Below are 25,635 nucleotides of genomic sequence, written 5' to 3'. Positions count from 1 at the left end.
GCAGGATGGTGTGGCGGCGGTTCAGAGCCTTCCGGCCTCGATGATGCGGCTCAGGAACTGCCGGGTCCGCGGCTCCCGCGGCTCACCGAGGACCTGTTCCGGCGGCCCCTGCTCGACCAGCACCCCGCCGTCGAGGAAGCAGACCCGGTCGGCGACCTGCCGCGCGAAGCCCATCTCGTGCGTCGCCAGCAGCATGGTGACGCCGTCGGACTTGAGGTCGCGGATCAGTGACAGCACCTCGCCGACGAGCTCCGGGTCGAGCGCTGAGGTGACCTCGTCGAGCAGCAGCAGCCGTGGCGCGTTCACCAGCGCCCGCACGATGGCGACCCGCTGCTGTTGGCCGCCGGAGAGCCGGTCCGGGTAGGCGCCGGCGAGCTCGGCGAGGCCGATCCGGGTCAGCAGGGCGGTTGCCCGCTCGCGGGCCTCGGCGGCCGGCAGGCCGTGCACCCGCCGCGGGGCGAGGGTCACGTTGTCCAGCACCGACATGTGCGGGAACAGGTTGAACGCCTGGAAGACCATCCCGATGCGGCGGCGGACCCGGTCGGGGTTCACCCGGGGGTCGGTGATGTCCTCGCCGTCGAGGCGGATCGTGCCGTCGTCGACCGGCTCCAGCAGGTTGACGCAGCGCAGCAGCGTCGACTTGCCCGAGCCGCTGGCGCCGATGAGCGCCACCACCTCGTGCTCGGCCACGTCGAGGGAGACGCCGCGCAGCACGGGGCGGGCGCCGAACACCTTGTGCACGCCGTCGACGGACAGGACGGTGGTCATAGGGCGTTGTCTCCGGACTGGCGGCGGGCCGCCCTGACCGTGACCCAGTCGGTCACGGCGACGAGGGGGATCGCCAGCAGCACGAACAGGACCCCGGCGAGGATGTACGGCGTGTAGTTGTACGAGACCGACGTCTCGATCTGCGCGGCGCGGATCGCGTCGACCGGGCCGGCCAGCGAGATGAGGCCGACGTCCTTCTGCATCGCGACGAGGTCGTTGAGCAGCGGCGGGGCGACGCGGCGAACCGCCTGCGGCAGCACGACGTGGCGCATGGTCTGGCGGTAGGTGAGCCCGAGCGAGCGCGCCGCCGCCAGCTGCGACGGGTGCACCGACTCGATGCCGGCCCGGAACACCTCGGCGATGTAGGCGCCGTACGTCAGCACCAGCGCGGTGCCGCCGAGCACCAGCACCGAGGGCGTACCCGACAGGCGCAGCCCGGGCACGCCGAACGCGAAGAGGTAGATGGTGATGATGAGGGGCAGGCCGCGGAAGGTGTACGTGTACCCGGTCGCGAGCGCGCGCAGCGGGAAGAACACCGCCGGCCGCAGCGTGCGCAGCATCGCGAGGCCGAGCCCGAGCAGCAGGGCTCCGGCGGCGCAGAACAGCAGCAGCTGAAGGTTGAGCGACAGGCCGCGAGCCACCGCCGGCAGCGCCTCGCGCGCGGTGTGCGGGTCGAAGAAGCTCTCCCGGACCCGCCGCCAGCCGGGCGCGCCAGTGACGGCGGCGAGCAGCAGCCCGCCGACCACGGCCGTGGAGACGGCGGCGACCACCACCGACAGGATCGTCTGCCGGCGGCGGTACGCCTCGCGCTCGAGCTGGACGGCGCTCCTGGGCACCGTGGGGGTGGGCATCGGGTCCGGGCGACGGGTCAGGACAGCGTCGGGGCGCCCTGCGCCGCCGAAAGCCACTGCTGCTCCAGCTTCTTCAGCGTGCCGTCGGAGCGCAGTGCGTCGACGGCCCCGCTCACGCAGCCGGTGAGCGCTGAGCCCTTGTCGAGGACCAGGCCGAACTGCTCCGGCGTGCCGGACAGCGCCGGCAGCTGCCCGACGATCGCGGCGTCGGTGATCTCGGCCCCGGTGATGTAGAAGGCGGTCGGCAGGTCGACCACGAGCCCGTCGATCTGCCCGTTCTGCAGCGCCTTCTTCGCGTCGTCGTTGTTGTTGTACACCGATGGCTGCGCGTCCGGCTTCACGACCTCGGTGATCGACCGGTAGCTCGTGGTGCCGACCTGCGCGCCGAGCTTGGCGCCCTTGAGGTCGGCGAGGGTCTTCGCCCCGGCGATCTTGGAGCTCTTCAGCGCGATGACGGTCTGGGTGACGTCGTAGTACGGGGAGGAGAAGTCGACGGCCTTCTTGCGCTCGTCGGTGATGGAGAACTCGTTGATGTCGAAGTCGAACGTCTTCGGCCCGGGCGCGATGGCGTTGTTGAACGTGACGCGGGTCCAGACCACCTGGTCCTTGGCGTAGCCGAGCTTGGCCGCCACGGCGTAGGCGACGGCGGACTCGTAGCCCTGCCCGCTGTCGGGCTTGTTGTCGTTGAACCACGGCGGATACACCGGGTCGTCGGTGCCGACGGTGAGCTTACCCGCGGCGACGGTCTTGAGCTGGGCCGGCGCGCAGGCACCGGCGCTCGGGCTGCCACCGGACGCGGCCGGCGCCGCGGTGTTGTCGTCGGCGGGCGCGCAGCCGGCCGCGGCCACCAGGACTGAGGCCAGCCCGGTCGCGAGGAGGAGGGTCGCGGGACGCATGGCCGGGATCATAACCACTATTCCGGTCAGGAATATCGGAAAGGTGGGGCCCATCACGCGCCCCGGATCGCCGGTGGATGACGAACGCGTTCGTTGCGATCGTGCTCAGGAGTCCGCGACGCGTGCCCGTCGGCCGCCGCGGCACGAAACACCCCCGGCCGGCGGCGCGCCCGAGGGTCACCCTCCCCCGGCGCATCATCCGGCGGCCGCCGGGGCGACGAGCATCATGGAGGCATGCCGGCACCCCGGACCGTCGGCGCGATCTACCTCGTCACGCTGGCCATCGTGGCGGCGGTGCTGTCGTGGCACCGCGGCGACGGCGCCGACCACGGCCACCGCTGCGCCGCCGCAGGGTCCGCCGATCTCAACGGGCGGACAGTTACCGCGCTGGACCTCGACGGGCGGCCGATGCGCTGCACCAACCTCGAACGGTCCACGGTAGACGGACCGGTGGGCGCGGCGAACCTCAGCGGGTCCAACCTGCACCGGGCGACGCTGCGCGACGCCGCCATGACCGACGTCGACCTGACCGCGGCCGACCTCACCCTGGCGGTGGCTCGTTCGGCGGAGTTCACCGGTGTGAAGCTCGTCCGCGCCGACCTCGGCGGCGCCGACCTGCGCGAGAGCACCCTGACCGACGTCGGTCTGGAGCACGCCCGGCTGCGCGACGCCAACCTGCACGGAGTCTCGTTCGTGCGGGCGGACCTCAAGGACGCCGACGTGCGCGGCGCCGACCTGACCAACGCCACGCTCACCGACTCCAACCTGCGCGGCGCGCGGCTCGACGGCGCCAACCTCTCCGGCACCTCGTGGGTCAACGTCGTGTGCCCGGACGGCGTGAAGTCGACCGGCGGCTCGTGCGACGGGCATCTCAGGCCGCGCTGAGCACCGCGCCGCCGGCCCCGGACGCCGCGGTCCCTTGTGGACGGTACCGGGGAGACGGCGACCGCCGCGCCGGCTCGGGCGGGACAACCGGCCGGGCATGTCGGCTTTACGATGCGCGCCCGGTGCGAGTAGCGTCACGGCCCGTGAGGGTTGTGCGACGGTGGGAGGCCTGACCGTGCCGGAGCCGCAGCCCGACATGACGGTGTTCGACGTGGCGGCCCGGCGCGCCTACGAGCGGGAACTGCTCGCCGAGCGCCGCCGCGCCGAGCGCAACGCGACGCGGATCCGGCTGCTGCAGGAGATGGTCGTGCGCTGCGCCGCGATCGAGCGCGCCGAGCAGATCCGCGACCCGATCGCGTGGCTCGGCGGCGAGGCGTTCGCGGCGACGCGGACCCGGGTGTGGCTGCTGCATCCGCAGGAGGCGGCGCTGCGCCCGCTCGGCCACCGGGACGCGCACCCGGCGGACGGTGCGCAGGACCCGCTGATCTCGCTCGACGACCCCGGGCCGGAGGCGCGCGCCGTGGCCCGGCTCGACATCGTCCGGGTCGACGGCGACGCCGAGGACGGACCGCGGGTCGTCATGCCGCTGCTGGCCGGCCGGCGGGTGCTCGGGGTGGTGGCCTTCGCGCTGTCGCCCGGGTGCGCGCTCGACGACGACGAGATCGAGCTGATGCGCACCATAGGCCGGCAGACGGGGCAGGCCCTGGACCGGATCCGGCTGCTGGAGGAGACGACCCGGCAGGACCGGCTGGCCGGCTTCCTGGCCCGGCTGAGCCGCGACCTGGACGAGACCGTCGGCTTCACCGGCCGCGCGCGCCGGCTGGTCGAGCTGCTCGTCCCGGACATCGCCGCGTATGCCCAGATCGACCTCGACCTCGCCGGGGAGCCCGGCTGGCGGTCCGTCGCGCCCGCCGACGGACCACACCCTGGCGGCTGGACGATCCCGCACGACGTGCTGGCCGCCGTCCACACGGCGGGGCGCGGCAGCGAGGCGGTGACCGCGGTACAGCTGCTGGCCGCCGACGGCCGCCGCGCCACGGTGCTGCCGTTGCGGGCCCGCAACGCCGTGCTCGGCACGCTGCTGCTCGTCGCCGCCGACACGGCCATCGCCGACCACGCCTGCCCCGAGTTCCTCGCCGACCTCGCCGACCGGGCGGGGCTGTCGCTGGACAACGCCCGGCTCGGTGAGCGCGACCGCGAGGTCGCGCTCACCCTCCAGCGCAGCCTGCTCGCCGGCGAGTGGCCGGCGGATCCGCGGTACCACGTCGTAACCGCCTACCGACCGGCCGTGCACTCGCTGGAGGTCGGCGGCGACTGGTACGACGTCTTCGCGACCTCGGCGGAGAGCGTCGGCATCGTCGTCGGCGACGTGGTGGGCCGGGGCCTGCGCGCGGCCAGCGCGATGGGCCAGCTGCGCAGCGCCGTGCGGGCGCTGGCCACCGCGCACGACGGACCGGCCGAACTGCTGCGGCACATGGACGACTTCGTCGCCTCGTTCGCGGCCGGGCGCATGACCACACTCGCCTACGCCGAGCTGTCCCTGGCCACCGGTGTGCTCCGCTACGCCTGCGCCGGCCACCCGCCGCCGCTGCTGGTCGAGCCGGGCGGGGTGCCGAGCTACCTGTGGGAGGCGCGCTCCGGACCGCTCGGCGCCACCGCGGCCGGCCGGGCGCGCAGCGAGGCGTCGGTGCGGGTGCCGCACGGGTCCCGCCTGGTGCTGTACACCGACGGGCTCGTCGAGCGCCGCGGCGAGCGGTTCCGCGACGCCCTCGACCGGCTGGCGGCGCTCGCGGCCGAGCACTGGCAGACCCCGCTGCCGGCGCTGGCCGGGCGGCTCAGCGACGCGATGTTGCCCAGCGGCGGCGGCCACGACGACATGTGCCTGCTCGCGCTGGACTACACCGACGCCGCGCCGTTCCGCGCCGATGTCCCGGCTCGGATGTCGGCGCTGGCCGGGCTGCGCGCCGCGCTGGACGCGTGGCTGGGTGAGCGGGGCGTCGGCGACTACGACCGGTTCGGCATCGTGCTGGCCACCGCCGAGGCCGTGGCCAACGCCATCGAGCACGGCTACGAGTTCGACGAGGTCCGGCCGGTGGGCGTGCTGGCGCAGGTCGACGGCGACAGCGTCGCGGTGCGGGTCAGCGACAGCGGGAAGTGGCGGCCGCCGCGCGTGGCGCTGCGCCGCGGGAGGGGACTGGCGCTGATCGGGCGCCTCATGGACGAACTCGTGATCGACCGTGGTACGGGCACCACGGTCCTGATGCGCCGGCGCACCGGCGTCGGGAGGCGTTGACGTGGACGAGGAGCGTCAGGTCCGGGTGTTCACCGCGAACGGCTGCGAGGTCGTGCGGCTCCTCGGCGAGATCGACCACGCCAACGCGCCGCTGGTCGAACGCGACGTCCTCGCCGGCGTACGCGCGGCCACCGGCGTCGTCGTCGACCTCACCGAGACGACGTTCCTGGACAGCGCGGGCCTGTTGTGCCTGGACCGGATGGTGACCGCGTTCAGCGACCGCGGCGCGCCGGTGCGGGTCGCCGCGCCGACCGACGGCATGGTGCGGTACACGCTGGAGCTCATCGGCTTCCTGCCGGACCTGCTCACCGAGAACGTCGAGACGGCGCTGGCGGAGATGGCCTAGGCAGCCCGCGGGGGCCTCGCCGCGGCGGGGCCGGCCGGGGTGGCTCAGCCGCCCGCCATCGCGCCGACGATCAGCAGCGGCTCCGCGCCGGTGGCGACCGGCGCGGGCAGCGGCGCGTCCGGGGAGTCGTTGGAGAGGTCCTCCTCGCAGGCGTAGAAGCGCACGAACGCCCGCCGCTGCCCGCTGGCGCGGTCGCGGATCGTGCCGCGCAGCATCGGATACCGCTCCTCGAGGGCGTCGAGGAGCAGCCGCTGGGTGACCTCACCGTCTCCGGCCTCGAGGTCCAGGCGGACCTCGCCGGTGACGCGGGCCAGGTTTCTCAGGTGCGCGGGGAGCACGACGCGGATCACGGCAGCGCCTGTACCTCGACCGAGAGCACGGTCGGCAGGTCGCGCACGATCGGCGCCCAGGTGTCGCCGTTGTCGGCCGAGCGGTACACCTGCCCGCCGGTGGTGCCGAAGTAGATCCCGCACGGGTCGAGCGTGTCGACGGCCATCGCGTCGCGCAGCACGTTGACGTAGCAGTTCTCCTGCGGCAGGCCCGCGGTCAGCGGCTCCCACTCGTCGCCCCCGCTGCGGCTGCGGAAGACGCGCAGCCGGCCGTCCGGGACGTAGTGCTCGGAGTCGCTCTTGATCGGCACGACGTAGACGGTCTCCGGCTCGTGCGCGTGCACCGCGATCGGAAACCCGAAGTCGGTCGGCAGGTCGCCGCTGATCTCGCGCCAGGACCCGCCGCCGTCGTCGGAGCGCATGACGTCCCAGTGCTTCTGCATGAACAGCACATCGGGCCGCGACGGGTGCATCGCCAGGCGGTGCACGCAGTGCCCGACCTCGGCGTCGGGGTCGGGGATCTGGCCGGAGACGAGCCCGCGGTTGATCGGCCGCCAGGTGCCGCCGGCGTCGTCGGAGCGGAACGCGCCGGCCGCCGAGATGGCGACGTAGATCCGGTCGCGGTGCACCGGGTCGAGGATGATCGTGTGCAGGCACATGCCGCCGGCGCCGGGCTGCCAGCGCGGCCCGGACTCGTGGGTGCGCAGCGCGGTCAGCTCCTGCCACTCGCGGCCGCCGTCGGTGGAGCGATACAGCGCGGCGTCCTCGGCCCCGGCGTAAACCGTGTCGGGGTCGTCGCGGGACGGCTCCAGGTGCCAGATCCGCTTGAACTCCCAGGGCCGCGGCGTGCCGTCGTACCACAGGTGCTCGCCGACGTCGCCGTCGTAGGTGAAGTCGTTGCCGACCGGCTCCCAGGTGCGGCCGCCGTCGTCGGAGCGCTGGATCAACTGCCCGAACCAGCCGCCGGACTGCGCGGCGTAGAGCCGGTCGGGATCGGCCGGCGAGCCGTTGACGTGGTAGACCTCCCAGCCGCCGAAGTGCGGCCCGTCGACCTGCCAGTGCTGCCGCGCGCCGTCCGCGGTCAGGATGAAGGCGCCCTTGCGCGTGCCGACCAGTACCCGAACTCCGCTCATTTCGTGTCACCCCCGTCTCGCATGGTCGCACGGATGCCGCCGGCCCTCCACCGCTGCGGCGAATCCGGTCCCTCGATCGAGGAGAACCCCGCGCGCACCGGTCCTCGCCCCTGACCGGCCATTCGTCCGGCGGCTGGAGGCGGCGCCGCGCCAGGTTGAGGGCGTCCACTGCGCCGAGCTGAGCACAGCCGGCCGGGCGCCCTCGTCCGGCCGGAAACGCGCGCCGGCGCGGACGGGCGGAGAGCGTTCGCCCCGGCGGACACCCTCGGCTGATCGGGAGCCCGCGGTTGACCGGAGCGAGGCGGGGTAGGCCGCCGATTCGCGCCGGGCGCAGAGGCCGGCGCCTGCCAGGTGCGGAGGTGTCACGATGGCCGAGACCAGGACGAGGCCGGGACCCGGCGCAGGCTCGCGGTCCGGTGGCGGAGGAACCGCCCGGGCTACAGCCAGCGGGCGCACGACCGCGACCCGCACCGCCAAGCCCGAGACCGGCGGCCGGCGGCGAGCCGCGGCCCCGGCCGGCCGCGCGGCCGGCCCGGAGGAGGAGCGGCACGACGGCCACGGCCGGGTGCGCTGGGAGGAGCTGCCGCTCGCGCGCATACGGGTGCCGGTCGTCCACCTGCCCATGTCGTCGGCGCGCCCGCTCATCGCGGAGGCGCGCTGGGTGCTCAAGGCGGCCGCGTCGGCGCTGCCACCGCCACCGCGGCTGCTGTACTACGGCGGTGTCGGCGTCCTCGCGGCGCTGGGCGTCCTGGAGTGGCCGGTCGCCGGCGCCCTCGCCGTGGGCCTGTGGATCGCCGGGCGCCGGCACACCGGTGGGGCGCCGGCCGCGAGCGCCGCGTGAGCGCCGGTACCGTGCGCCGCGCGACCACCGGGCGCGGACGCCACGCCATCGCCGGCCGCGAACACCGCCTGACCGCCGCCGCTGCCCGATGACCGGAGTGATTCCGGACGACCACGCGGACCGGCCCGCCGGTCCGGAGCCGGTCGGCGACCTGACGGGCGACGTCGTCTAGCTGGCCGTCGACATCGCCGGCGCCGTGAGCGCGACGGCGGGCCGGGCGCTACGCCTGCCCGCGGCACCGCGGGAGCTCGCCGCCATCCTCGCCGCCGTCGACCACGTACCGCGGCTGCGCCGGGCGCTGGATCGCGTCGCCCGTCCGCGCGCCACGAACCCGGCCTCTCCCTGGCCTCCTCGGCGCTGGCGGCCGCGGCCCAGTCCCGCACCGCGCACCTCGCCAACGCCATCCTGCGCGTGATCCTGCTGCTGGAGACCTCCGCCGAGCGTGCGGCCTGGCAGCGCCGCGCGCCCGAGCTGCGCTGGGAGCCCGTCCCGGGCGAGCAGAGCCCGACGAAGAGGACCTCGGCGAAGAAGAAGGAACCGAGGTCGCGACGGCGGCCGACGGCACGATCGAGCGGTACACCCGGCGGATGAGCACCGTGACGCTGATCGCCGCCGCCATCGCCGCGACCATGCCATCCGGCGCCCGGCGTGCGGCCCGGCTGCTGATGGCGGGATCCCCGCGCGTGGCCTCGATCGGCCGTGATGCCTACGCCGCCCGCCTCGGCCGGCTGCTCGCCCGCCGCGGGGTGCTGGTGCGCGACCAGGGCGGGGCCCGCTCGGCGGCTGGAACGCGTGGTCGAAGCTCGGCGAAGTCCTCCAGCGTCAGCCACGGGCCGAGCGCGCCCCTGTTCTCCCGGGCGTGCCGCGGTCGGCGGCGGCCCACAGCGGTCATGACCCGGCCGGCGCGCTCCCCCGCGAGGAGGACGGGCCGGCCGGGGCACCGACGCGGCGCTACTTCGCGGCCTCGCCCGCTCCGACGTATTCGGCGAGGTGCTGGCCGGTGAGGGTCTGGCGGGTCGCGACCAGGTCCGCGGGCGTTCCCTCGAACACGACCGTCCCGCCGTCGTGGCCGGCTCCCGGGCCGATGTCGATGATCCAGTCGGCGGATGCCATGACCGCCAGGTGGTGCTCGATCACGATCACCGACTTGCCGGCGTCGACCAGCCGGTCGAGCAGCGCGAGCAGCTGCTCGACGTCGGCCAGGTGCAGGCCGGTGGTCGGCTCGTCGAGCACGTAGATGCCGCCCTTCTCGGCCATGTGGATGGCCAGCTTCAGCCGTTGCCGCTCGCCGCCGGACAGCGTGGTGAGCGGCTGGCCGAGGCTCAGGTAGCCCAGCCCGACGTCGGCCAGCCGGGCCAGGATGGCGTGCGCGGCCGCGTTCTTCGCCTCGCCCGCGCCGAAGAACTCCTTGGCCTCGGTGACCGGCATGCCGAGCACCTCGCTGATGTCCCGGCCGCCGAGCTTGTACTCGAGCACCGTGGCCTGGAACCGCTTGCCCTCGCACTCCTCGCACATCGTCGCGACGCCGGCCATCATCGCCAGGTCGGTGTAGATGACGCCGTTGCCGTTGCAGTTGGGGCAGGCCCCGGCTGAGTTGGCGCTGAACAGCGCCGGCTTGACGCCGTTGGCCTTCGCGAAGGCCGTCCGGATCGGGTCGAGCAGGCCCGTGTAGGTGGCGGGGTTGCTGCGCCGCGAACCCCGGATGGCGCCCTGGTCCACCGAGACGACGCCGGCGCCCTTCGGGATCGAGCCGTGGATGAGCGAGCTCTTGCCCGACCCGGCGACGCCGGTGACGACGCACAGCACGCCGAGCGGGACGTCGACGCTCACGTCGCGAAGGTTGTGCCGCGTCGCGTTGCGGATCGCGAGCGCGCCCGCGGGCTTCCGGGTGTGCGGCTTGAGCCGGGCCCGGTAGTCGAGGTGGCGACCGGTCAGGGTGCCGCTCCCACGCAGTCCGTCAACGGTGCCCTCGAAACACACCGTTCCGCCCGCGCCGCCCGCGCCCGGTCCGAGATCGACCACGTGGTCGGCGATCGCGATCGCCTCCGGCTTGTGCTCGACCACCAGCACGGTGTTGCCCTTGTCGCGCAGCCGCAGTAGCAGGCCGTTCATCCGCTGGATGTCGTGCGGGTGCAGCCCCACGGTGGGCTCGTCGAAGATGTAGGACACGTCGGTCAGGCTCGATCCGAGGTGCCGGATCATCTTGGTGCGCTGCGCCTCGCCGCCGGACAGCGTTCCGGACGGCCGGTCGAGGCTGAGGTAACCGAGTCCGATCTCGACGAACGAGTCGAGGGTCCGCTGCAGCGTCGCCAGCAGCGGCGAGATCGAGCGGTCGTCGATGCCGCGCACCCATGCGGCGAGGTCGCTGATCTGCATCGCGCAGGCATCCGCGATGTTGATGCCGTTGATGCGCGAGGCGAGCGCGGCCTGGTTGAGGCGGGTGCCGCCACACTCCGGGCACGAGGCGAACGTGACGGCGCGCTCGACAAAGGCCCGGATGTGCGGCTGGAGCGCCTCCTTGTCCTTCTGGAGGAACGCCTTCTGCACGCGGGGGACGAGCCCCTCGTACGTCATGTTGATCTTTTCGATCTTGACCTTGACCGGTTCCTTGTAGAGGAAGTCGTGCAGCTCCCGCTCGTCGTAGTCGCGGATCGGCTTGTTCGGGTCGATGAACCCGGACGCGGCGAAGATGCGGACCTGCCATCCGTCGGCGTTGTAGCCGGGAATCGTGATGGCGCCCTCGGCGAGCGACCGGTCGCGATCGAACAGCTCGTCGAGGTCGATGTCGGTCACGGTGCCCATGCCCTCGCATCGGGGGCACGCGCCGGCCGGCACGTTGAAGCTGTAGTGGAACGCCGGCCCCGCGCTCGGCTCACCCAACCGGCTGAACACGATCCGCAACATCGCGTTGGCGTCGGTGGCGGTGCCCACGGTGGACCGGGAGTTGGCACCCATCCGCTCCTGGTCGACGATGATCGCCGTGGTCAACCCCTCGAGCAGATCGACGTCGGGACGGGCCAGGCTGGGCATGAAGCCCTGCACGAACGCGCTGTAGGTCTCGTTGATGAGCCGCTGGGACTCGGCGGCGATCGTTCCGAACACGAGTGAGCTCTTGCCGGACCCCGACACCCCGGTGAACACGGTCAACCGGCGCTTCGGGATCTCGACGCTCACGTTCTTCAGGTTGTTCTCACGGGCACCATGGACCTGGATCAGGTCGTGACTGTCGGCGACATACACCGCGCCACCCTAACCGGGCAGCGACCTGCGCGCAGGCCTGACAGCCGACCGGCCCGACGCGAGGGTGACGAGCGGCACCAGGCTGATCGCCGACCCCCATCGGCCACTTATCCCCCGGCGATGAACCGGCGCTCGTGGTAGATCAGGCGGCCCGCGGCCGGCCCGATCGCGACACCGACCACCTCGGCCACGACCACGGTCGATGCGCCGACCGGCAGCCGGTGCAGCGGCACACAGCGCAGCACGGCCTGCGCGCCGCGCAGCACGGGCTCTCCGGTGGGCAGGCCGTCCCACCCCTGCTCGCCGGTGAAGCGCGGGCCGCCCGAGCGCGCGAAGTCGTGCGCGAGGCCGGCGTGTGCCGCCCCGAGCAGGTTCACGACCAGGCGGTCGGCGGCGGTGATCACCATGGCCGACGGCGAGTCCATGACGGAGAACGACAGGGCCGGCGGCGCGAGCGACACCGACGCGACGCTGGAAGCGGTCAGCCCGGCCGGGCCGTCGGGACCCATGACGGAGATGACGGCCACCCCGGTGGGATACCCGCGGAAGGCGGCCTTGAACAGTTCCACCACGCTGATGTCGATGCCGGTGTTCACCGTTCCGACGGTAGAACCTCGACCCCGGTCGAGGTCAACCCCACAAAGCCGGTCGAGGTCAACTCCACAAAAGGGGTTGCGCGAGCGCCAGAGGTCATGGGCCCGCAGGCCCGTCCGTGGCGGTCCGCGGGATCGACCCACGGACCGCCACCACTTCGACGACACCCGCCGGGCTTGCTCCGGTGCTGACGCCGCCCTCCGCGTCCCGCGCGGCCTGACTCTTACGCCGTCGGCTGCTGGAACGCGGGCGGAGCCTGCGGCGCCGGGTATTGAGCCGGCGGAGCCGGATAGCCACCTTGCACGGGCGGAGCCGGGTAGCCACCCTGAGCCGGTGGCGCAGAGTAACCACCCTGCACGGGCTGGGCCGGGTAACCACCCTGCACGGGCGGAGCCGGGTAACCACCCTGAACCGGCTGGGCCCCGTAGCCCTCCGGCCCGGGCTGGGCCGGGTAGCCGCCCTGCGCGGGCGGCGCGTACAGGGCCTGGCCCGGCTGAGGTCCGGCAGCGGCCTGGAACTGCGGCTGCGTGGACTCCTTGCTCCGCTTCAGCGCGGCCCGCACGCCCCGGATCACCAGCAGCACCGGCATGATCAGGATCTTGAAGCTGATGATGATCCAGCCGCCGAACACCAGCACCCAGCCGGCCCAGATCGCCATGACCAGACCAGCCACGATGCTCAGCACCCGCCAGCCGATCTTACTGCCCGGCAGCAGGCCACTACCGATCGTGGCCAGCCCGCCGAGGATGTAGAACAAGAGCAGCACTTCGCCGCCCGTACCGTCGAGATTCACGACCATTCCTCCCCTTGGGTCGTTCTGCGACGTGAGACGGTACAAGATCGGGTCGCCGGCCGCTGTCCTGCGGCCGGCGACCGAGCATCACGGCTACCGGGGAATCACGCGGACAGGCGGAAGTAGTCCACGTTGAAGCCGCCCGTCTCGCAGTACAGCGTGACGAGCTGGTCGCCGGCCGGCAGCGTCACCGTGGCGTGCACCGACCGGTAGGCGCCCCAGCCGCCGGTGTCGGGGACCGACACCGTGGCGAGGACCTGGTTGCCCGCGTCACGGAAGGTGATCGCGTTCGCCGCGGTGGCGCCGGCGCCGTTGGCGACCCGCAGTTCCAGGTCGTAGGTGCCCGGCTGGGCGACGTCGAGGCGGTACTGCAGCCAGTTGCCCGGCGCGGTCCAGCCCACGTTCTTGCCGCCGCTGGCCGCCGGGTTGTTCTCGACGAAGTTCGCACCGCCGTCGGTCCAGCCGTGCTGGGCCACGTACGCCTCGGCCTCGACCTTCTCGCCGATCGGCGCGCCGTGCGGGCGGACCGTGACGTGCGCGGCGACCTCGTCACTCGCCGCGCCGTCGGTCACCCGGAACTTCAGATCCAGGCTGCCGGCGGTCGTCGGGTGCAGGCTGACCTGGCCGGTCGCGGCGTCGACGGTGACCCCGTCGGGCAGGTCGACGGCGTAGAACGCGAGCGCGTCGCGGTCGCGGTCGGTGGCCCGCAGGCGGAACGTCGTGGTCGCGTACTGGTCGGCGACCACGTCCGGCACCGCGGCGAGCACCGGCGCGTGGTTGCCGTGCGGGCGCGGCAGGTCGGCGTGCCAGCGGAACGTCGCGTACGCCCCGGCCGGGACGGTCTCGACGAACTGCTTCCCGGCGAGCACGAACCGCACCGTGCGCTCGGTGGCGTTGGCGTTGCCGACGATCGCGACGAAGTCCTTGCCGTCGCGGAACACGACGTTGCTCACCCCGCCGGACGCGGCGCTGGACTCGACCCGGGTGTGCTGCGGCCCGAGGTACTTCGCGAACTGCCCCATGGCGTAGAGCTCGTCGCGCACCGAGTACGTGCGGGCGGTGGTGTCGACCTTCACCAGCCGGTCGGGCCACTTCGTGGTGGCCGCGACCTGGTCCCAGTCGACGTTGTTGTCCCGCAGCGGCGTCCAGTGCAGGGTGCCGCCGTCCTGGTCGGTCGCCTGCGCCCACAGCACGTAGGAGGAGGCGTCGAGCCGGAAGTAGCTCAGGATCGTGGCCGGCGACAGGTCGCTCGTCTCGGTCATGTGCACCGGCTTGCCGGTCTGCTCGTAGGCGTCGCGCATCACCGTGGGGTCGCCCCAGTAGGGGTGGAACGCGATCGCGTCCGAGGCCCGCCGCGCCGCCGGGTCGTTCAGGATGCGGTAGTAGTTCTTGGTCTGGGTGCTGTTCGGGTCGCGCCAGTCCCAGAAGTTGAAGTCGTGGACGTACAGCTGCACGTCCCGCGGCACATAACGCTTGATCGCGACGGCGAGCTTCTGTTGCTGCTCGACGCTGATGTCCATGGCCGGGTAGACCACGTCCATGCCGGGCTCGTTGAGCAGGGTCAGCGCGTCGATGCGGATGCCGTGGCGCGCGTAGGCCTCGATGAACTTCGCGTAGTAGCGGGCGAAGACGTCGATGCAGTCGTCGCGCAGCTTGCCGACCTGGTAGTGCTCGGTGGTGCTGCCCGGCTTGAGGGCGACCTCGCCGACGAACTTGTTGTTCGTCTTCATCCACGCCGGGGCGCTCCAGGCCGAGGCGAAGAACGTGGCCCGGGGGTTGTACTTCTGGATCAGCTTGATGGTGTCGATGATGTGCAGGTCGACGTCGCGCTTGATGGAGAAGTACTTCAGGCCGAAGTCCTCGGTGACGCCGGCCGGCAGGTCGTCCGCGGACCAGAACGGCAGGTGCTCGATGAGGTCGGGGCTGCCGATGGTGAGCCGGAAGCGGTCCAGCCCGGCACCGGTGCGGGGGTCGACGAGGAGCCGGACGGCGTCCTCGCGCTGCCGCGGCGTCAGCTTCCACAGGTTCGACACGCTCGTCTCGTCGAGCGAGAAGCCGATCCCGGAGTACCGCTGCCTGATCCGGCTCGGGTCGACCACGACCGTGACGTCGGCCGCGGTGGACGCCCCCTCCCCGACCCGGACCGTCGGCAGCGACTGCCAGGCGTGCGCGGCGCCGGTCGAGTAGGTGCCGGTCACCGGCGCACCGCGGGGTGGTGGCGCCGCCGTCGCGGGGGCGCCCGCGGCGAAGAGCGCGAGCATGGCCGTCGACGTGACGATGACGGATCTCCGCACCGTGTCTCCTTTCGTTCCACAGTGGACCGTCATGTGTCATCGCGGGCAGGGTGCGGCGCCGGACGCGTCCGGTTGCCGGTATGCGGTCCTGTCCGAGTCCACTGGCGGGGTGTGGGGGTACCGCTAGACAACACGCCGCGACACGAGCGTGTCAATGAATCACTGGAACTTTCTTCGAGTCTTGGCCGAAGTGTTTTATGAAACACACGTCAAGCAGCGACCGGCACCGGTCCCGTGGAGCCGCGGACGACCAGGTCCGTGGCCAGCTCGACGTGCAGCGCGTCCAGCTCGTGGCCGGTCACCATCCGGCCGAGCAGGCTCACCGCCATCCGCCCCATCTCCCCCAGCGGCTGGCGTACCGTGGTCAGGGCCGGGTGGGTGGCGCGGCTGACGTCGATGTCGTCGAACCCGGCCACCGACAGGTCGAGCGGCACCCGGATGCCGCGCTCGGCCGCGGCCTGCAGCGCGCCGACGGCCATCTTGTCGTTGAAGGCGACCAGCGCCGTGGGGCGGTCCGGCCGGTCCAGCAGCTCGGCGGCGGCGGCGCGGCCGGCCTCCACGGTCGGGTCGGACACCGTGCGCACCAGCTCGGGCGCGGGATAGACGCCGACGCCGACCAGCGGGGCGGTGTAGCCGGCCAGCCGGTCGCTCATCGCCATCCAGTCCATCGGGCCGCCGAGCACACCGACGCGGCGGTGGCCGAGCTCGACCAGGTGCGTCATGAGCCGCCGGGCGCCGGCGAAGTTGGCCGCCGACACCGCGGCGATGTTGCGCGGCGGCGCGGTGCGCGGGTCCACCACGACGAACGGGAACCCCTGGTCGCGCAGCCGCTCCAGGTCCTCCTCCGGCTCCGGGGGCAGGATCAGGATCGCGCCGGTGACCTGGGGCCAGGCCGTCAGGGTGGGCAGCACCCCGGTGCGCCCCCAGGCGGACTCCCCGGCGTCGACGACCGCGTGCATGCCGTGCACGTCGAGCGCCTCGGTGATCGCCGAGACGATGAGGCCGAAGTAGTCGCTCAGGACGTACGGGCAGCGCACGTAGACCCCGTTGTCGGCCTTCGGCACGCCGGCGCCGCGCCGCCGCGGCGCGCGCCGCCCCAGGCCGCCCATCGCCTGCAGGACGCGGTCGCGGGTCTGCGGCGCGACGTTGGCCCGCCCGTTGAGGACCCGCGACACGGTCGCGATCGACAGGCCGGTCTGTGCGGCGACGTCCCGGATCGTGACGCGCGCGTCCTGCGTTGTTTCACTGCTCTGTTTCATCGCCGAACAGCGTAACCCCCGTGCCGCGTCGAACCGTTCGCCGTTTCGGGCAGTTCAGCAGGGTGCCTGCGCGAGGGCCTGCTGAACTGCCGCGTGCCGCGCCTCAGCCGCGAGTGATCGACAGGACCGTGTCCATCGCCTTGAGCCGGTCGGCGCCCTTGCCGAGCAGGCCGTCGGGGACGATGAGCTCGTCGAGGCCGATCCCGCGGTACTCGGCGATCGTGTCGCCCAGTGCCTGCGGCGAGCCGCCGATGACCGGGAACGGCATGTCCGGCAGCGGGCCGTCGACCACGACGAGGGCCTGGGCCGTGCGGTCGATCGCCTTCGCGTCGCGCCCCTGCGCGGCGCAGAACTCGTCGAGGACCGCGGACTTGTGCGCGATGACGTCCGGGAGACCCCAGGTGTTCCAGACGTCGGCGTACCGCGCGACGATGCCCAGCATCCGCCGCTCGCCCCCGCCGCCGATGAGGATCGGCAGCGGGTCCTGGACCGGCTTGGGCTCGCAGACGGCGTCGGTGAGCCGGTAGTACTCGCCCTCGAAGGTGGTCCGCGGCCGGCGCAGCAGGCCGTGCAGCACCTCCAGCGCCTCGACGAACCGGTCCAGCCGTTGCTTCACCGGGGGCAGCTCGATGCCGTACTGCTCGTGCTCGTTGACCTGCCAGCCCGCCCCCACGCCGAGGGTGAACCGGCCGCCGCTCACGTGGTCGGCGGTCGCGGCCATGTTCGCGAGCACGGCCGGGTGGCGGTAGGTGTTGCCGTACACCATGCTGCCGAGCCGGACCCGGGGCACCGCGGCGCCGAGCGCGGCGACCAGCGTCCCGCACTCCAGCATCGGGGCCATGGGGTCCCGGCCGGGCGCGGCATTGGGCATGAAATGGTCGGCGACGTAGACGCCGTCCCACCCGGTCGCCTCCGCGTGCCGGGCCACCTGCAGAATCTCGTCGTACCCCTGTCCAGCGGTCGGCCAAATCGAAAGTCGCATGCCTCTTCTATACCGCGACCGCAGGGCCGGCGTCGGTCAAGGCCGGGATCCGTCAGGCGGAGGCGCGCAGGATAAGCTCCGGGTTGAAGATGACCGAGCGCGGCGAGCGGTTCGGCTCGCGGATGCGCGTCAGCAGCAACTGCGCCATCTCGCCGGCCATCTCCTCGACCGGCTGGCGGACCGTCGACAGGGGCGGGTGGCATTCCAGGGCCGCGGTGCTGTCGTCGAAACCGATGACCGCCACGTCTTCGGGCACTCGACGGCCGGCCTCCTGCAGCATCCGCAGCGCGCCGTCGGCCATGAGGTCGTTCGCGACGAAGACGCCGTCCAGGTCCGGCAGCTCGCTCAGGAGGCGGGCGGCCGCGCGCTCGCCGCCGGAGCGGGTGAAGTCGCCCTCGGCGTGGGACGGCTCGAGGCCGTGGGCCCGGGTGGCCGCCTCGAAGGCGGCCAGGCGGTCCTGCGCGGCCGGCATGTCGAGCGGGCCGGTGATGGTGGCCAGGCTGCGGCGCCCGAGCGCGGCCAGGCGGTCGACGGCCAGCCCGACGCCGGCGCTCTGGTCGACGTCGACATAGCTGATGTTGACCGGGTGCCCTGGGCGGCAGGACAGCACCACCGGCACGCCGAGCTCGACGAGCTGGGCGGGCAGCGGGTCGTCGACGTGGCTGGAGATGAGCAGCGCCCCGTCGACGTGGCCCTGCCGGAGGTACCGCAGCAGATGCGGCCGCGCGGGCGGGTCGGCCAGGAAGATGACGAGGTGGATGCCCAGCGGCCGCAGCACCTCCTGCGCGCCGGCGGTGACCCGGCCCAGGAACGGGTCGGTGAACATCCGGGTCAGAAACGGCGTGGAGTACCCGCGGTTCTCCGGCTCCGACACCACGAGCGCGATCGAGTCCGTCCGCCGGGTGACCAGCGAGCGGGCGGCCAGGTTCGGCACATACCCGGTCGCGGCGATGGCCCGCTCGACCGTCCGGCGAAGCTCCGGGTCGACGGTCTGCACGCCGTTGATGACCCGGGACACCGTGGCGCGTGACACTCCGGCGTAGTTGGCGACCTGCTCGAGGGTGGGCGGTCGCGAGTCGCTGCCCGTCATGGATGCCACGGTAGATCGTGCCCCGATGCGTTGAGGAGCCGCGGGTGGACGGACTCGCATGTCACGCCCACCCGCGGCCGGTTCTGGAGGAGGATATTTACTTGTAGACGCGCACGTAGTCGACGTACATCCGCGACGGGAACGGCGTGGAGGCGTCGATCGGGCCGGGGAAGTCACCGCCCACGGCCAGGTTGAGGATGATGTAGAACTGGTGGTCGTAGACCCACGGGCCCCGGGTCGCCTCGACGGTCTCCCGGTCGGCCACGAAGATCACCTGGTTGTCGACGCGGAACGTCATGCGCTTGCTGTCCCACTCGACCGAGTACACGTGGTAGTCCAGCGACAGGTCGACCGTGCTCAGCTTCTGGCCGTAGCCGCCACCGCCGTTGTAGGCGGGGGCGTGCAGCGTCGAGTAGATCTCCGAGGTGTTCCGGCCGAGGATCTCCATGATGTCGATCTCGCCGTTGTACGGCCACGGGCGGCCCTGCAGGAAGTCGGTGCCCATCATCCAGAACGCGGGCCACAGGCCGTTGCCCTTCGGCACCTTGATCCGGGCCTCGACGCGCCCGTACTGCAGCGAGAACTTGTTGCTGGTGTTGATGCGGCCCGAGGTGTAATCGCGGCCGCCCTGGGTCTCCTTGCGGGCCTCGATCACCAGCGAGCCGTTCTCGATTCTGGTGTTCTGCAGGTTGGTGTAGTACTGGATCTCGCCGTTCTGGCCGGTGCCCGGGTCGATCGTCCACTTGGAGGTGTCGACGTTGGTGCCGGAGTTGAACTCGTCGCTCCAGACCAGGGTGTTGGCCGGGAAGGTCGGGTCGGCCGGCTGGGCCGGGGGCTGCACCGGGTTGCCGCCGGTGCCGTACACCTTGAACTCCCACAGCGAGTAGCCGTAGCCGTTGGAGCGCTGGGTGCCGTACATCCGCACGTAGCGGCCGGTGCCGTTGACGTTCAGGGTCTCCTTGAAGCCCTTGCCGGTCGTGGTGCTGTAGATGCTGGTCCAGTTGGTGGCGTCGTTGGAGGTCTGGATCTGATAGGAGACCGCGTACGCCGGGTCCCACTGCAGCACGACCTGCTTGATCTGCGCCACGGCGCCGAGGTCGACGTAGATCCAGCCCGGGTCGACCCAGCCGGTGGTGGAGCTGGTCGCCCAGCGGCTGGCCGGGTCGTTGTCGAACGCCTTGTCGGGGCTGCACGGGTTGCAGTTCACGTCGTTCTGCCACGACGAGGCGACGGCCGGCTTGTTGTACGACAGCAGCACCGAGTTGCCGGACGGCGGGGTGCTCGGCGAGGTGCTCGGCGACGCGCTCGGGCTGGTCGGGGTGTCGCTGGTCGTCGACGGCATGCCGCCCACCCGGATCTGGAACTCCCACAGCGAGTAGCCCCACTGCGTGGCCCGCGCGGTGCCGTACACGCGCACGTAGCGGCCGTTGCCGGTGACGCTGAGGTTCTGCACGCCGCCGGTGCCCGTGGTGGTGCTGTAGATCGTCGTCCAGGTGGTGCCGTTGGTCGACGTCTGGATCGAGAACGCCGTGGCGTAGGCGGCCTCCCAGTTCAGCGTGACGCCGCAGATCTGCTGCACCGACTGCAGGTCGACCTGCAGCCACTGCGGGTCGCCGGCCGCGCTGGACCAGCGGGTGCCGGTGTTGCCGTCGACCGCGGCCGAGGCCGGGGTGCCCGCGTTCTCGGTCGAGGAGGCGGTGGCCGGCTTGCCCTGCGCGGCGTTGGCGGTGCCGCAGCTACCGGGCGTGGAGCCGCCGCCGCCGAACACCTGGAACTCCCACAGCGACACGCCGTACTGCGTGTTCTTCGCCGTGGCGTTGAGCCGCACATAGCGCCCGTTGCCCGTCACGGACAGGCTCACGTTGCCGCCGGCGCCCGTGGTCGTGGAGTAGATGTTCGTCCAGTTGGTGGCGTCGTTGGAGGTCTGGATCGTGTACGCGGTGGCGTAGGCCGTCTCCCAGTTCAGCGCGATCCGGCTGATCGACTGCTGGGAGCCGAGGTCGACCTGGAGCCACTGCGGCACCGAGAAGGCGCTGGACCAGCGGGTGCCGGCGTCGCCGTCGGTGGCGTTCGAGGCCGCGCTGGCCGCGTTCTCCGTGGACGAGGCGGTCGTCGGCTTGCCCTGCGACAGCAGGGTCTCGGCGGCGTTGGCACGGGTCACGACCGTGACGATGTACGCACACAGCATGGCGGCCACCGCGAGCGCGATGACGCCGTAGCGCAGGGTGCGGCGGCTCGACACGGATCTGGCGGATCGATGGCCGGGGGCGGAGACCGACCAGTCCATGGATGACTCCTTCGTGGCGGGGGTGTTACGGCGGTGTGAGAGAGCGCTCTCTCAGAAAGCCACAATGAGCCCTTCGTCCACCCCTGTCAATGGCCGCGCCAGAATGGGAGAGCGCTCTCCAAGGTCGGGTCCGGCCCTGGTCATGGCCCGGTGACGCCGGGTATAGCTGTCAAGAGCACCGATGGAGGCGATCGCGGGAGCGCTCTCCGAGCCCGGGGTCCGCTCCGATGGCGCCACCATCAGGCCCGGGTTCGTTCGCCTCCCGAAAAAAGATTGCGGGCATCGATCGGCTTTGCCAGGCTCGACCCCGATGGCACTCGTGGAGGCACGACAACTGACCAACCAAGCCGGCGACCTCGCCCGGTTCCCCATCTCCGTCTACCCGCTGGCGCTGAAGGCGGCCCTGGGCTTCGCCCTGCCGTTCGCGTTCGTGAGCTTCTTCCCGGTGAGCTTCCTGCTCGGTCACGGCCAGGCCTGGGTGGGACTGCTGACCCCGCTCATCGGGGCGTACTGCCTGGTCGTCAGCGGCTGGATCTTCTCGCGCGGCCTGCGCCGCTACGAGAGCGCCGGCAACTAGCAACATCGTTCTCGATCAGCGGGCGACCATCTGTCGGGACTGCAGGATGTGCTGAAGTTCGGAGACGCACATCATGTATCCGGTCGGGGTTGGCAGCCGCTCGAGGTAGTGGTCGAAGTCGGCGCCGAGCGCGAACACGCGGGTCGGGGTGCCGGCGTCGCGGCCGTCCTCGATGACCCGTCGCAGGCCGTCGAGGACGGCCGGGTGCCGGGTCCGGTAGGACTCGGCGACCAGATGGTTGCTGCGGTCGGCGGCGAGGTAGAACTGCACCAGGTCCTTGGTGCCGACGAACAGTTCGTCGGCGCCGGCGGCGCAGATGGCCGACGTGGCGTGGACCGCGGCCGGTGTCTCGATGAACGCGGACAAGGGCGTCTCCGTCGACAACCCGAGGTGCGGCCGCAGCTTCGCGAACTCTTCGGCGTCGGTGAGGAACGGCGCCGACAGGTGGACCCGGTCGGCCTCGGCGCCGAGTCGTTCACGCAGGGTCTCCAGCATGACGTGCAGCGCTTGGGGATAGGCGGCCGACCGAAGCAGCCATCGGGTGCCGTGCAGGCCCATGTCGGGATTGGGCTCACGCGGTACCGTGGCCTCGTCCGTGATGTGGACCGCATCGTTCGAGCGCAGGTCGAGCATGCGCAGGATCAGTCGCTGGCCCGGCAGGAGCTCCTCGACGCACACCTGCAACTGCTTGGCGATGGCGCGCCCGTAAGCGTTGACGGCGGTCCCGCCGCGGAGGGCGTCGATGGGGCTGAGGGCCGCGGAGAAGCACAGGAACTCCTCACGGAGGAAGAAGGACTCGACGCGTGCCGCATGCGGACCGCTCGAGTTGAGGCCGCGGATGTCCCGGAGGTCGGCGATCACCGCGCAGGCCGAGCCGAGAACGTCCGGCGGCGCGGCGGCGGGGTTGGTGTTCACGGCCCCGGCGCCCCGGGGGCCGCCGGCGGCACCGACGATGACCGACCCGCGTTCCAGATCGAGCGTCACCTCGCCGACGAGCTTGTCGAGGTCGGTCGGGTCGACGCGCAGGACGGGGATGCCCTTGGCACGACAGATGGACTGCATGTGCCCGGTCCGCCCGCCGGAGCTGCAGACGACCGCGCGGGCGGTCATGAGCGCGTCGTACAGCCTCGGATGGAGTGACGGGGTGACGAGGATGGAACCCTCCACCGGTCGTTCGGTGCGATTGCAGGGCCCGCCCACCACCGTTTCGGTTCCGCGAGTGAGCAGGACGCCACGGATCTGTCGTTCGGTCACGGGATCTCCGCATCTTCATCATTCGTGATGCCGAGCTGCCGGCGCAGCTGGCGCGGTGTCACCGAGACGTCCGTGAGCCGCTGGATCGCCGCCTGGTTGACCGCGGCGCGCATCAGCTGGCCGCGCCCGTCGGTGGGGACGGCATCGAAGCGGTGATCGGACCGCAGGTGGGTTCCCAGTTGCGCGTCGAGGTGTTCGCGCTCGGCCCGGGACCGCGCGGCGAGCCTCCGGACTTCCAGTGAGACGGCCTGCTCGAACGCGGCGCGGGTTGTCTCGTCGGCGGTGAACGCGTGGTGATGTTCCGCGGCGGCGCAGTGCGGTTCGAGACGTTCGATCACGTGCGCGGCGACCACGATGGAGTGGTTCTTGATCGCGGCGAGATTGAACGCGAAGGCGCCGGTGCGGCCGTTGCGCACGATCTCGTCGCCCTCGCGCATCACCCCGATGGCGGAGAGCATCTCGATCGGCTCGCCGTCGGGCCGCAGCGGCGTGCCCCGGTTGTTGATCTCGATCCCGCGTCCGGTGCGCTGATGGGGGGTGACGAGCTCGTTGACGAGAAGGTTCATCCACAGTGGCGAGTCGACGTGGGTGTAGTCGGACTCCCGGCCGAAGTTGCACACCACAAGATCGGCCGGGATGACGCGCGTGGCCGCCTGCGTCGCGACGACGACGTCGAGCCGCCCCGATTCGGCCGGCTTGACCCGCTCGATCTTCCCGACGACGAGCTCGACCGAGTCGTGGTCGCAAGACATGGCGTGCTCGACGATCGAAGTCGTGTACGGCACCGCGCCGACCCGCAGCGATGCGATCTGCGTGCCGAACTCGTCGAGCAACTGCCGGAGCTCGTCCGTCGGGATCTGTTCGATGACCCTCGGGAGGTACGGCTCCCACGCCTTGGCCACCCGCTCCGTGACGATCCGCCGGTCCATGTCGGGGTGGTCCCGGGCGACCGCGGTGCAGGCAGCCTTCCACCCGGTCTGGACGCGCGCCAGGAACTCCGTCCGGTTCCGGTACGGTTCGAACAGCAGTGCGGGTGCGGGGAGCCGGACCACGCCATGCTGGTGGTTCTCGGGATACGACCGGGGTGTGGTGCCCGACTTGGAGACCAGGTGGATGGTGCCGGTGTGGCCCTGGCGCAGCAGCAGAGCCACGGAGTCGTACGCGCTCAGCACCGTTCCGACGATCACGACGCTCGCGTCCGCCGGCGCTGCCAGGAGCCTCCGCACGCCGTCAGTCGAGTACGGGTGCCGGATGAATGCCTCGTGCTCGAGCACGTCGGTGGCGAAGGCCGGCTGCTTGAGCTCCATGCCGGTCGCGAGGATGACGTGGTCGGCCGTCAGCGTCCGCGTCCGCGTCGCACCGTCGCCGGGCGGCTGCCGGATCGACGCCTCGACGTGGTCTGCGCGGACGTCGAGGTTCACCGCCTCGCCCTCGGCCTCGACGAGGTCGACGCCGGGGTATGCCTCCAGACGCGCCTCCGCGATGCGGTCGGTCAGGTAGTCGTGGTAGATCCGGCGTGGCGCCGGTCCGTGCTCGACGAACGTGAAGTCCGTCCACGGCGCGGGCCATCCGCGGCGGTCGGCCTCGTGATTGGCCCAGCGTACGAAGTCGTTGACGTCCTCTCGGAACGCCGACATGCGACCGGCCTGGATGTTGAACACGTGGTCCCAGGGGTTGCCGTCGCGGTGGTACGCGACGCCCGCGTACCGGTAGTCGTGGCGGCGCTCGAGCAGGACAATTTCGAGGGGCTTACGCGCGAACCGCAAGAGCCGGATCGCCGTTGCCGTGCCGGCCAGTCCGGCACCGACGATGAGGACTCGAGGACGACGCATACCTGCCTCCGACTTTGTCTCACGCGGGCGCGGCGCATTGCTCGGTGTACGTCCCTCGACTGCTTTCTCCTGAAACCACACAGTCACAAACAATAGTGATTGGTCAATATTGGCGATCCGCCGACCGCCGGCTCAACTTCATCAGTGCGGAGGTCGGTGGCGCCTGACCATGATCCACACGGGGAGGCCGTCGACCGTCAGGTACTCGGCGACCTCGAAGCCCGCCGAGCGGTAGACGTCGACGTTGCTCGGGTTGGAGGTCTCCAGGTAGGCGGGAAGCCCGTCGGCCGCCGCGCGCGCCAGCCCGGCGGCCATGACCGTCCGGCCCAGGCGCCGGCCGCGGTGGTCCGGGTGGGAGGCGAGCACGCCGAGATACCAGTGCGGGAACCTCGGCATCCACTCGCGCACCACCTCCTGGTAGCGGCCGAACCGGCCGGGCGGCGGTCGATGCTCGGCCGCGCCCTCCCCCGCGGGCGAGCGCGGCTGGTCCCACATGGCGACGGCCGCGCCGCCGTCGGCGATCCACACCGTGCCGCGCCCGACCCGCAGGTCGAACAGGTGGCCCGCCATCGCGGCGGCCTCGGCGGGGTAGGTCTCGTCGTCCGGCAGGAACCATCGCACGGCGGGGTCGGCGACGAACGCGGCCACGAAGGTCGCGACCACCGCCTCCCGGTCGGCCGGGATGGCGACGCGGATGCCGGGCCGGCCGCTCGGTGCGGTCACGGTCGACAGGTACGCGTCGATGGCGTCGCGGTTGCGGGACAGGCACGCGATCCGCGCGTCCATGCGGTCGCGCTCGTGCCGCAGCAGCTCGACCACCTCCGGCCCGGCATCGGAGATCGTGATGCTGCAAGGGTTGTCCAGGCAGGGCAGCACGTCCTTGATCAGGCGGGTGGGCAGGCCGGCCTCGAGCAGGCCACGGATCTGCAGGACCCGGTCGACGAGGTGCTCGCCGTAGTCTCGGTAGCCGTTGTCCAGCCGGGCCGGGGTCAGCAGGCCCTGCTCCTCGTAGTACCGCAGCAGCCTGGCCGGGGTGCCGGTGCGGGCCGACAGCTCGCCGATGCGCATGTGACGTGCCTCCTACGCGTTGA

At 71.9% G+C, this 25,635-nt stretch carries 22 protein-coding genes; 6 read left to right on the top strand and 16 right to left on the bottom strand.

The window, feature by feature from the left end; translation table 11 throughout:
* Nucleotides 1–21 precede the first annotated feature (21 nt).
* From ABT297_RS23475 to ABT297_RS23465, 3 genes are read right to left on the bottom strand one after another with little or no spacing between them, the layout of a single operon-like run.
* Nucleotides 22–768 (bottom strand): amino acid ABC transporter ATP-binding protein, encoded by a 747-nt coding sequence (locus tag ABT297_RS23475; protein WP_350553183.1) that lies wholly within the window; start codon nucleotides 766–768, stop codon nucleotides 22–24.
* Nucleotides 765–1,619, bottom strand: coding sequence for an amino acid ABC transporter permease (locus ABT297_RS23470; RefSeq protein WP_350553181.1), 855 nt, complete (start codon nucleotides 1,617–1,619; stop codon nucleotides 765–767). The genes ABT297_RS23475 and ABT297_RS23470 overlap by 4 nt, the downstream gene beginning before the upstream one ends.
* Nucleotides 1,620–1,636: 17 nt before the next feature.
* Nucleotides 1,637–2,515, bottom strand: a complete 879-nt coding sequence (locus tag ABT297_RS23465; protein WP_350553179.1) for an ABC transporter substrate-binding protein — start codon at nucleotides 2,513–2,515, stop codon at nucleotides 1,637–1,639.
* Between the two features lie 234 nt (nucleotides 2,516–2,749).
* On the opposite strand from ABT297_RS23465, the gene ABT297_RS23460 reads away from it, so the two are divergent.
* From ABT297_RS23460 to ABT297_RS23450, 3 genes are all read left to right on the top strand, one after another.
* Nucleotides 2,750–3,400 carry a pentapeptide repeat-containing protein gene (locus tag ABT297_RS23460; RefSeq protein WP_350553177.1) on the top strand — a complete coding sequence of 217 codons (651 nt, stop codon included), beginning with the start codon at nucleotides 2,750–2,752 and terminating at the stop codon, nucleotides 3,398–3,400.
* Nucleotides 3,401–3,560: 160 nt separating this feature from the next.
* Nucleotides 3,561–5,693, top strand: coding sequence for a SpoIIE family protein phosphatase (locus ABT297_RS23455; protein ID WP_350553175.1), 2,133 nt, complete (start codon nucleotides 3,561–3,563; stop codon nucleotides 5,691–5,693).
* 1 nt (nucleotide 5,694) lies between these two features.
* Nucleotides 5,695–6,039 (top strand): STAS domain-containing protein, encoded by a 345-nt coding sequence (locus ABT297_RS23450; RefSeq protein ID WP_350553174.1) that lies wholly within the window; start codon nucleotides 5,695–5,697, stop codon nucleotides 6,037–6,039.
* A gap of 44 nt (nucleotides 6,040–6,083) precedes the next feature.
* Here the strand turns inward: ABT297_RS23450 and ABT297_RS23445 are convergent, their stop codons facing one another.
* Both ABT297_RS23445 and ABT297_RS23440 read right to left on the bottom strand, forming a co-directional pair.
* Complete coding sequence (locus ABT297_RS23445) at nucleotides 6,084–6,389, bottom strand: MoaD/ThiS family protein (RefSeq protein ID WP_350553172.1); 306 nt, start codon at nucleotides 6,387–6,389, stop codon at nucleotides 6,084–6,086.
* On the bottom strand, nucleotides 6,386–7,501 hold the full coding sequence (locus tag ABT297_RS23440; RefSeq protein WP_350553170.1) for a WD40/YVTN/BNR-like repeat-containing protein: 1,116 nt from the start codon (nucleotides 7,499–7,501) through the stop codon (nucleotides 6,386–6,388). The genes ABT297_RS23445 and ABT297_RS23440 overlap by 4 nt, the downstream gene beginning before the upstream one ends.
* Before the next feature lie 367 nt (nucleotides 7,502–7,868).
* Here ABT297_RS23440 and ABT297_RS23435 point away from each other — a divergent pair, with 367 nt between their 5' ends.
* Both ABT297_RS23435 and ABT297_RS23430 read left to right on the top strand, forming a co-directional pair.
* Complete coding sequence (locus ABT297_RS23435) at nucleotides 7,869–8,342, top strand: hypothetical protein (protein ID WP_350553168.1); 474 nt, start codon at nucleotides 7,869–7,871, stop codon at nucleotides 8,340–8,342.
* A 411-nt stretch (nucleotides 8,343–8,753) separates the two neighbouring features.
* Nucleotides 8,754–8,933, top strand: a complete 180-nt coding sequence (locus tag ABT297_RS23430) for a hypothetical protein (protein ID WP_350553166.1) — start codon at nucleotides 8,754–8,756, stop codon at nucleotides 8,931–8,933.
* A 360-nt stretch (nucleotides 8,934–9,293) separates the two neighbouring features.
* Here the strand turns inward: ABT297_RS23430 and ABT297_RS23425 are convergent, their stop codons facing one another.
* The 8 genes from ABT297_RS23425 to ABT297_RS23390 all read right to left on the bottom strand — a co-directional run bounded on the left by ABT297_RS23425 (nucleotide 9,294) and on the right by ABT297_RS23390 (nucleotide 20,881).
* Nucleotides 9,294–11,582, bottom strand: coding sequence for an ATP-binding cassette domain-containing protein (locus tag ABT297_RS23425; RefSeq protein WP_350553164.1), 2,289 nt, complete (start codon nucleotides 11,580–11,582; stop codon nucleotides 9,294–9,296).
* Between the two features lie 107 nt (nucleotides 11,583–11,689).
* Nucleotides 11,690–12,178 (bottom strand): flavin reductase family protein, encoded by a 489-nt coding sequence (locus ABT297_RS23420; protein WP_350553162.1) that lies wholly within the window; start codon nucleotides 12,176–12,178, stop codon nucleotides 11,690–11,692.
* Between the two features lie 221 nt (nucleotides 12,179–12,399).
* On the bottom strand, nucleotides 12,400–12,969 hold the full coding sequence (locus ABT297_RS23415; RefSeq protein ID WP_350553160.1) for a hypothetical protein: 570 nt from the start codon (nucleotides 12,967–12,969) through the stop codon (nucleotides 12,400–12,402).
* A 104-nt stretch (nucleotides 12,970–13,073) separates the two neighbouring features.
* Nucleotides 13,074–15,263 (bottom strand): carbohydrate-binding protein, encoded by a 2,190-nt coding sequence (locus ABT297_RS23410; RefSeq protein WP_350553158.1) that lies wholly within the window; start codon nucleotides 15,261–15,263, stop codon nucleotides 13,074–13,076.
* Nucleotides 15,264–15,472: 209 nt separating this feature from the next.
* Nucleotides 15,473–16,522, bottom strand: a complete 1,050-nt coding sequence (locus tag ABT297_RS23405) for a LacI family DNA-binding transcriptional regulator (protein ID WP_350553156.1) — start codon at nucleotides 16,520–16,522, stop codon at nucleotides 15,473–15,475.
* Nucleotides 16,523–16,625: 103 nt separating this feature from the next.
* Complete coding sequence (locus ABT297_RS23400) at nucleotides 16,626–17,504, bottom strand: TIGR03560 family F420-dependent LLM class oxidoreductase (protein WP_350553154.1); 879 nt, start codon at nucleotides 17,502–17,504, stop codon at nucleotides 16,626–16,628.
* Nucleotides 17,505–17,556: 52 nt separating this feature from the next.
* The gene (locus ABT297_RS23395; protein ID WP_350553152.1) at nucleotides 17,557–18,594 is read right to left on the bottom strand and encodes a LacI family DNA-binding transcriptional regulator; all 1,038 of its coding nucleotides are present in this window, start codon (nucleotides 18,592–18,594) and stop codon (nucleotides 17,557–17,559) included.
* A gap of 97 nt (nucleotides 18,595–18,691) precedes the next feature.
* Nucleotides 18,692–20,881, bottom strand: a complete 2,190-nt coding sequence (locus ABT297_RS23390; RefSeq protein ID WP_350553150.1) for a discoidin domain-containing protein — start codon at nucleotides 20,879–20,881, stop codon at nucleotides 18,692–18,694.
* A 310-nt stretch (nucleotides 20,882–21,191) separates the two neighbouring features.
* Here ABT297_RS23390 and ABT297_RS23385 point away from each other — a divergent pair, with 310 nt between their 5' ends.
* Entirely contained in the window at nucleotides 21,192–21,458 is a 267-nt protein-coding gene (locus ABT297_RS23385; RefSeq protein WP_350553148.1) for an ABC-2 family transporter protein, read from the top strand.
* A gap of 15 nt (nucleotides 21,459–21,473) precedes the next feature.
* Here ABT297_RS23385 and ABT297_RS23380 read toward each other — a convergent pair whose 3' ends face one another.
* The 3 genes from ABT297_RS23380 to ABT297_RS23370 form a co-directional block, all read right to left on the bottom strand.
* Nucleotides 21,474–22,625 (bottom strand): putative PEP-binding protein, encoded by a 1,152-nt coding sequence (locus ABT297_RS23380; protein ID WP_350553146.1) that lies wholly within the window; start codon nucleotides 22,623–22,625, stop codon nucleotides 21,474–21,476.
* An 83-nt stretch (nucleotides 22,626–22,708) separates the two neighbouring features.
* Nucleotides 22,709–24,544, bottom strand: coding sequence for an FAD/NAD(P)-binding protein (locus ABT297_RS23375; protein ID WP_350553144.1), 1,836 nt, complete (start codon nucleotides 24,542–24,544; stop codon nucleotides 22,709–22,711).
* A 141-nt stretch (nucleotides 24,545–24,685) separates the two neighbouring features.
* Nucleotides 24,686–25,612 (bottom strand): GNAT family N-acetyltransferase, encoded by a 927-nt coding sequence (locus ABT297_RS23370; RefSeq protein WP_350553142.1) that lies wholly within the window; start codon nucleotides 25,610–25,612, stop codon nucleotides 24,686–24,688.
* Nucleotides 25,613–25,635 lie beyond the last annotated feature (23 nt).

Source organism: Dactylosporangium sp. NPDC000555, from assembly GCF_040300025.1.
Classification (GTDB): domain Bacteria; phylum Actinomycetota; class Actinomycetes; order Mycobacteriales; family Micromonosporaceae; genus Dactylosporangium.
Note: the sequence above shows the minus strand (reverse complement) of the source record. Positions and strands in the feature narration are given on the sequence as shown.

Bases quoted from the DNA above. Each gene is read 5' to 3' on its own strand.
- ABT297_RS23475 (WP_350553183.1), bottom strand. From the start codon at position 768: ATGACCACCGTCCTGTCCGTCGACGGCGTGCACAAGGTGTTCGGCGCC.
- ABT297_RS23470 (WP_350553181.1), bottom strand. From the start codon at position 1,619: ATGCCCACCCCCACGGTGCCCAGGAGCGCCGTCCAGCTCGAGCGCGAG.
- ABT297_RS23465 (WP_350553179.1), bottom strand. From the start codon at position 2,515: ATGCGTCCCGCGACCCTCCTCCTCGCGACCGGGCTGGCCTCAGTCCTG.
- ABT297_RS23460 (WP_350553177.1), top strand. From the start codon at position 2,750: ATGCCGGCACCCCGGACCGTCGGCGCGATCTACCTCGTCACGCTGGCC.
- ABT297_RS23440 (WP_350553170.1), bottom strand. From the start codon at position 7,501: ATGAGCGGAGTTCGGGTACTGGTCGGCACGCGCAAGGGCGCCTTCATC.
- ABT297_RS23435 (WP_350553168.1), top strand. From the start codon at position 7,869: ATGGCCGAGACCAGGACGAGGCCGGGACCCGGCGCAGGCTCGCGGTCC.
- ABT297_RS23405 (WP_350553156.1), bottom strand. From the start codon at position 16,522: ATGAAACAGAGCAGTGAAACAACGCAGGACGCGCGCGTCACGATCCGG.
- ABT297_RS23400 (WP_350553154.1), bottom strand. From the start codon at position 17,504: ATGCGACTTTCGATTTGGCCGACCGCTGGACAGGGGTACGACGAGATT.
- ABT297_RS23395 (WP_350553152.1), bottom strand. From the start codon at position 18,594: ATGACGGGCAGCGACTCGCGACCGCCCACCCTCGAGCAGGTCGCCAAC.
- ABT297_RS23390 (WP_350553150.1), bottom strand. From the start codon at position 20,881: ATGGACTGGTCGGTCTCCGCCCCCGGCCATCGATCCGCCAGATCCGTG.
- ABT297_RS23385 (WP_350553148.1), top strand. From the start codon at position 21,192: ATGGCACTCGTGGAGGCACGACAACTGACCAACCAAGCCGGCGACCTC.
- ABT297_RS23375 (WP_350553144.1), bottom strand. From the start codon at position 24,544: ATGCGTCGTCCTCGAGTCCTCATCGTCGGTGCCGGACTGGCCGGCACG.
- ABT297_RS23370 (WP_350553142.1), bottom strand. From the start codon at position 25,612: ATGCGCATCGGCGAGCTGTCGGCCCGCACCGGCACCCCGGCCAGGCTG.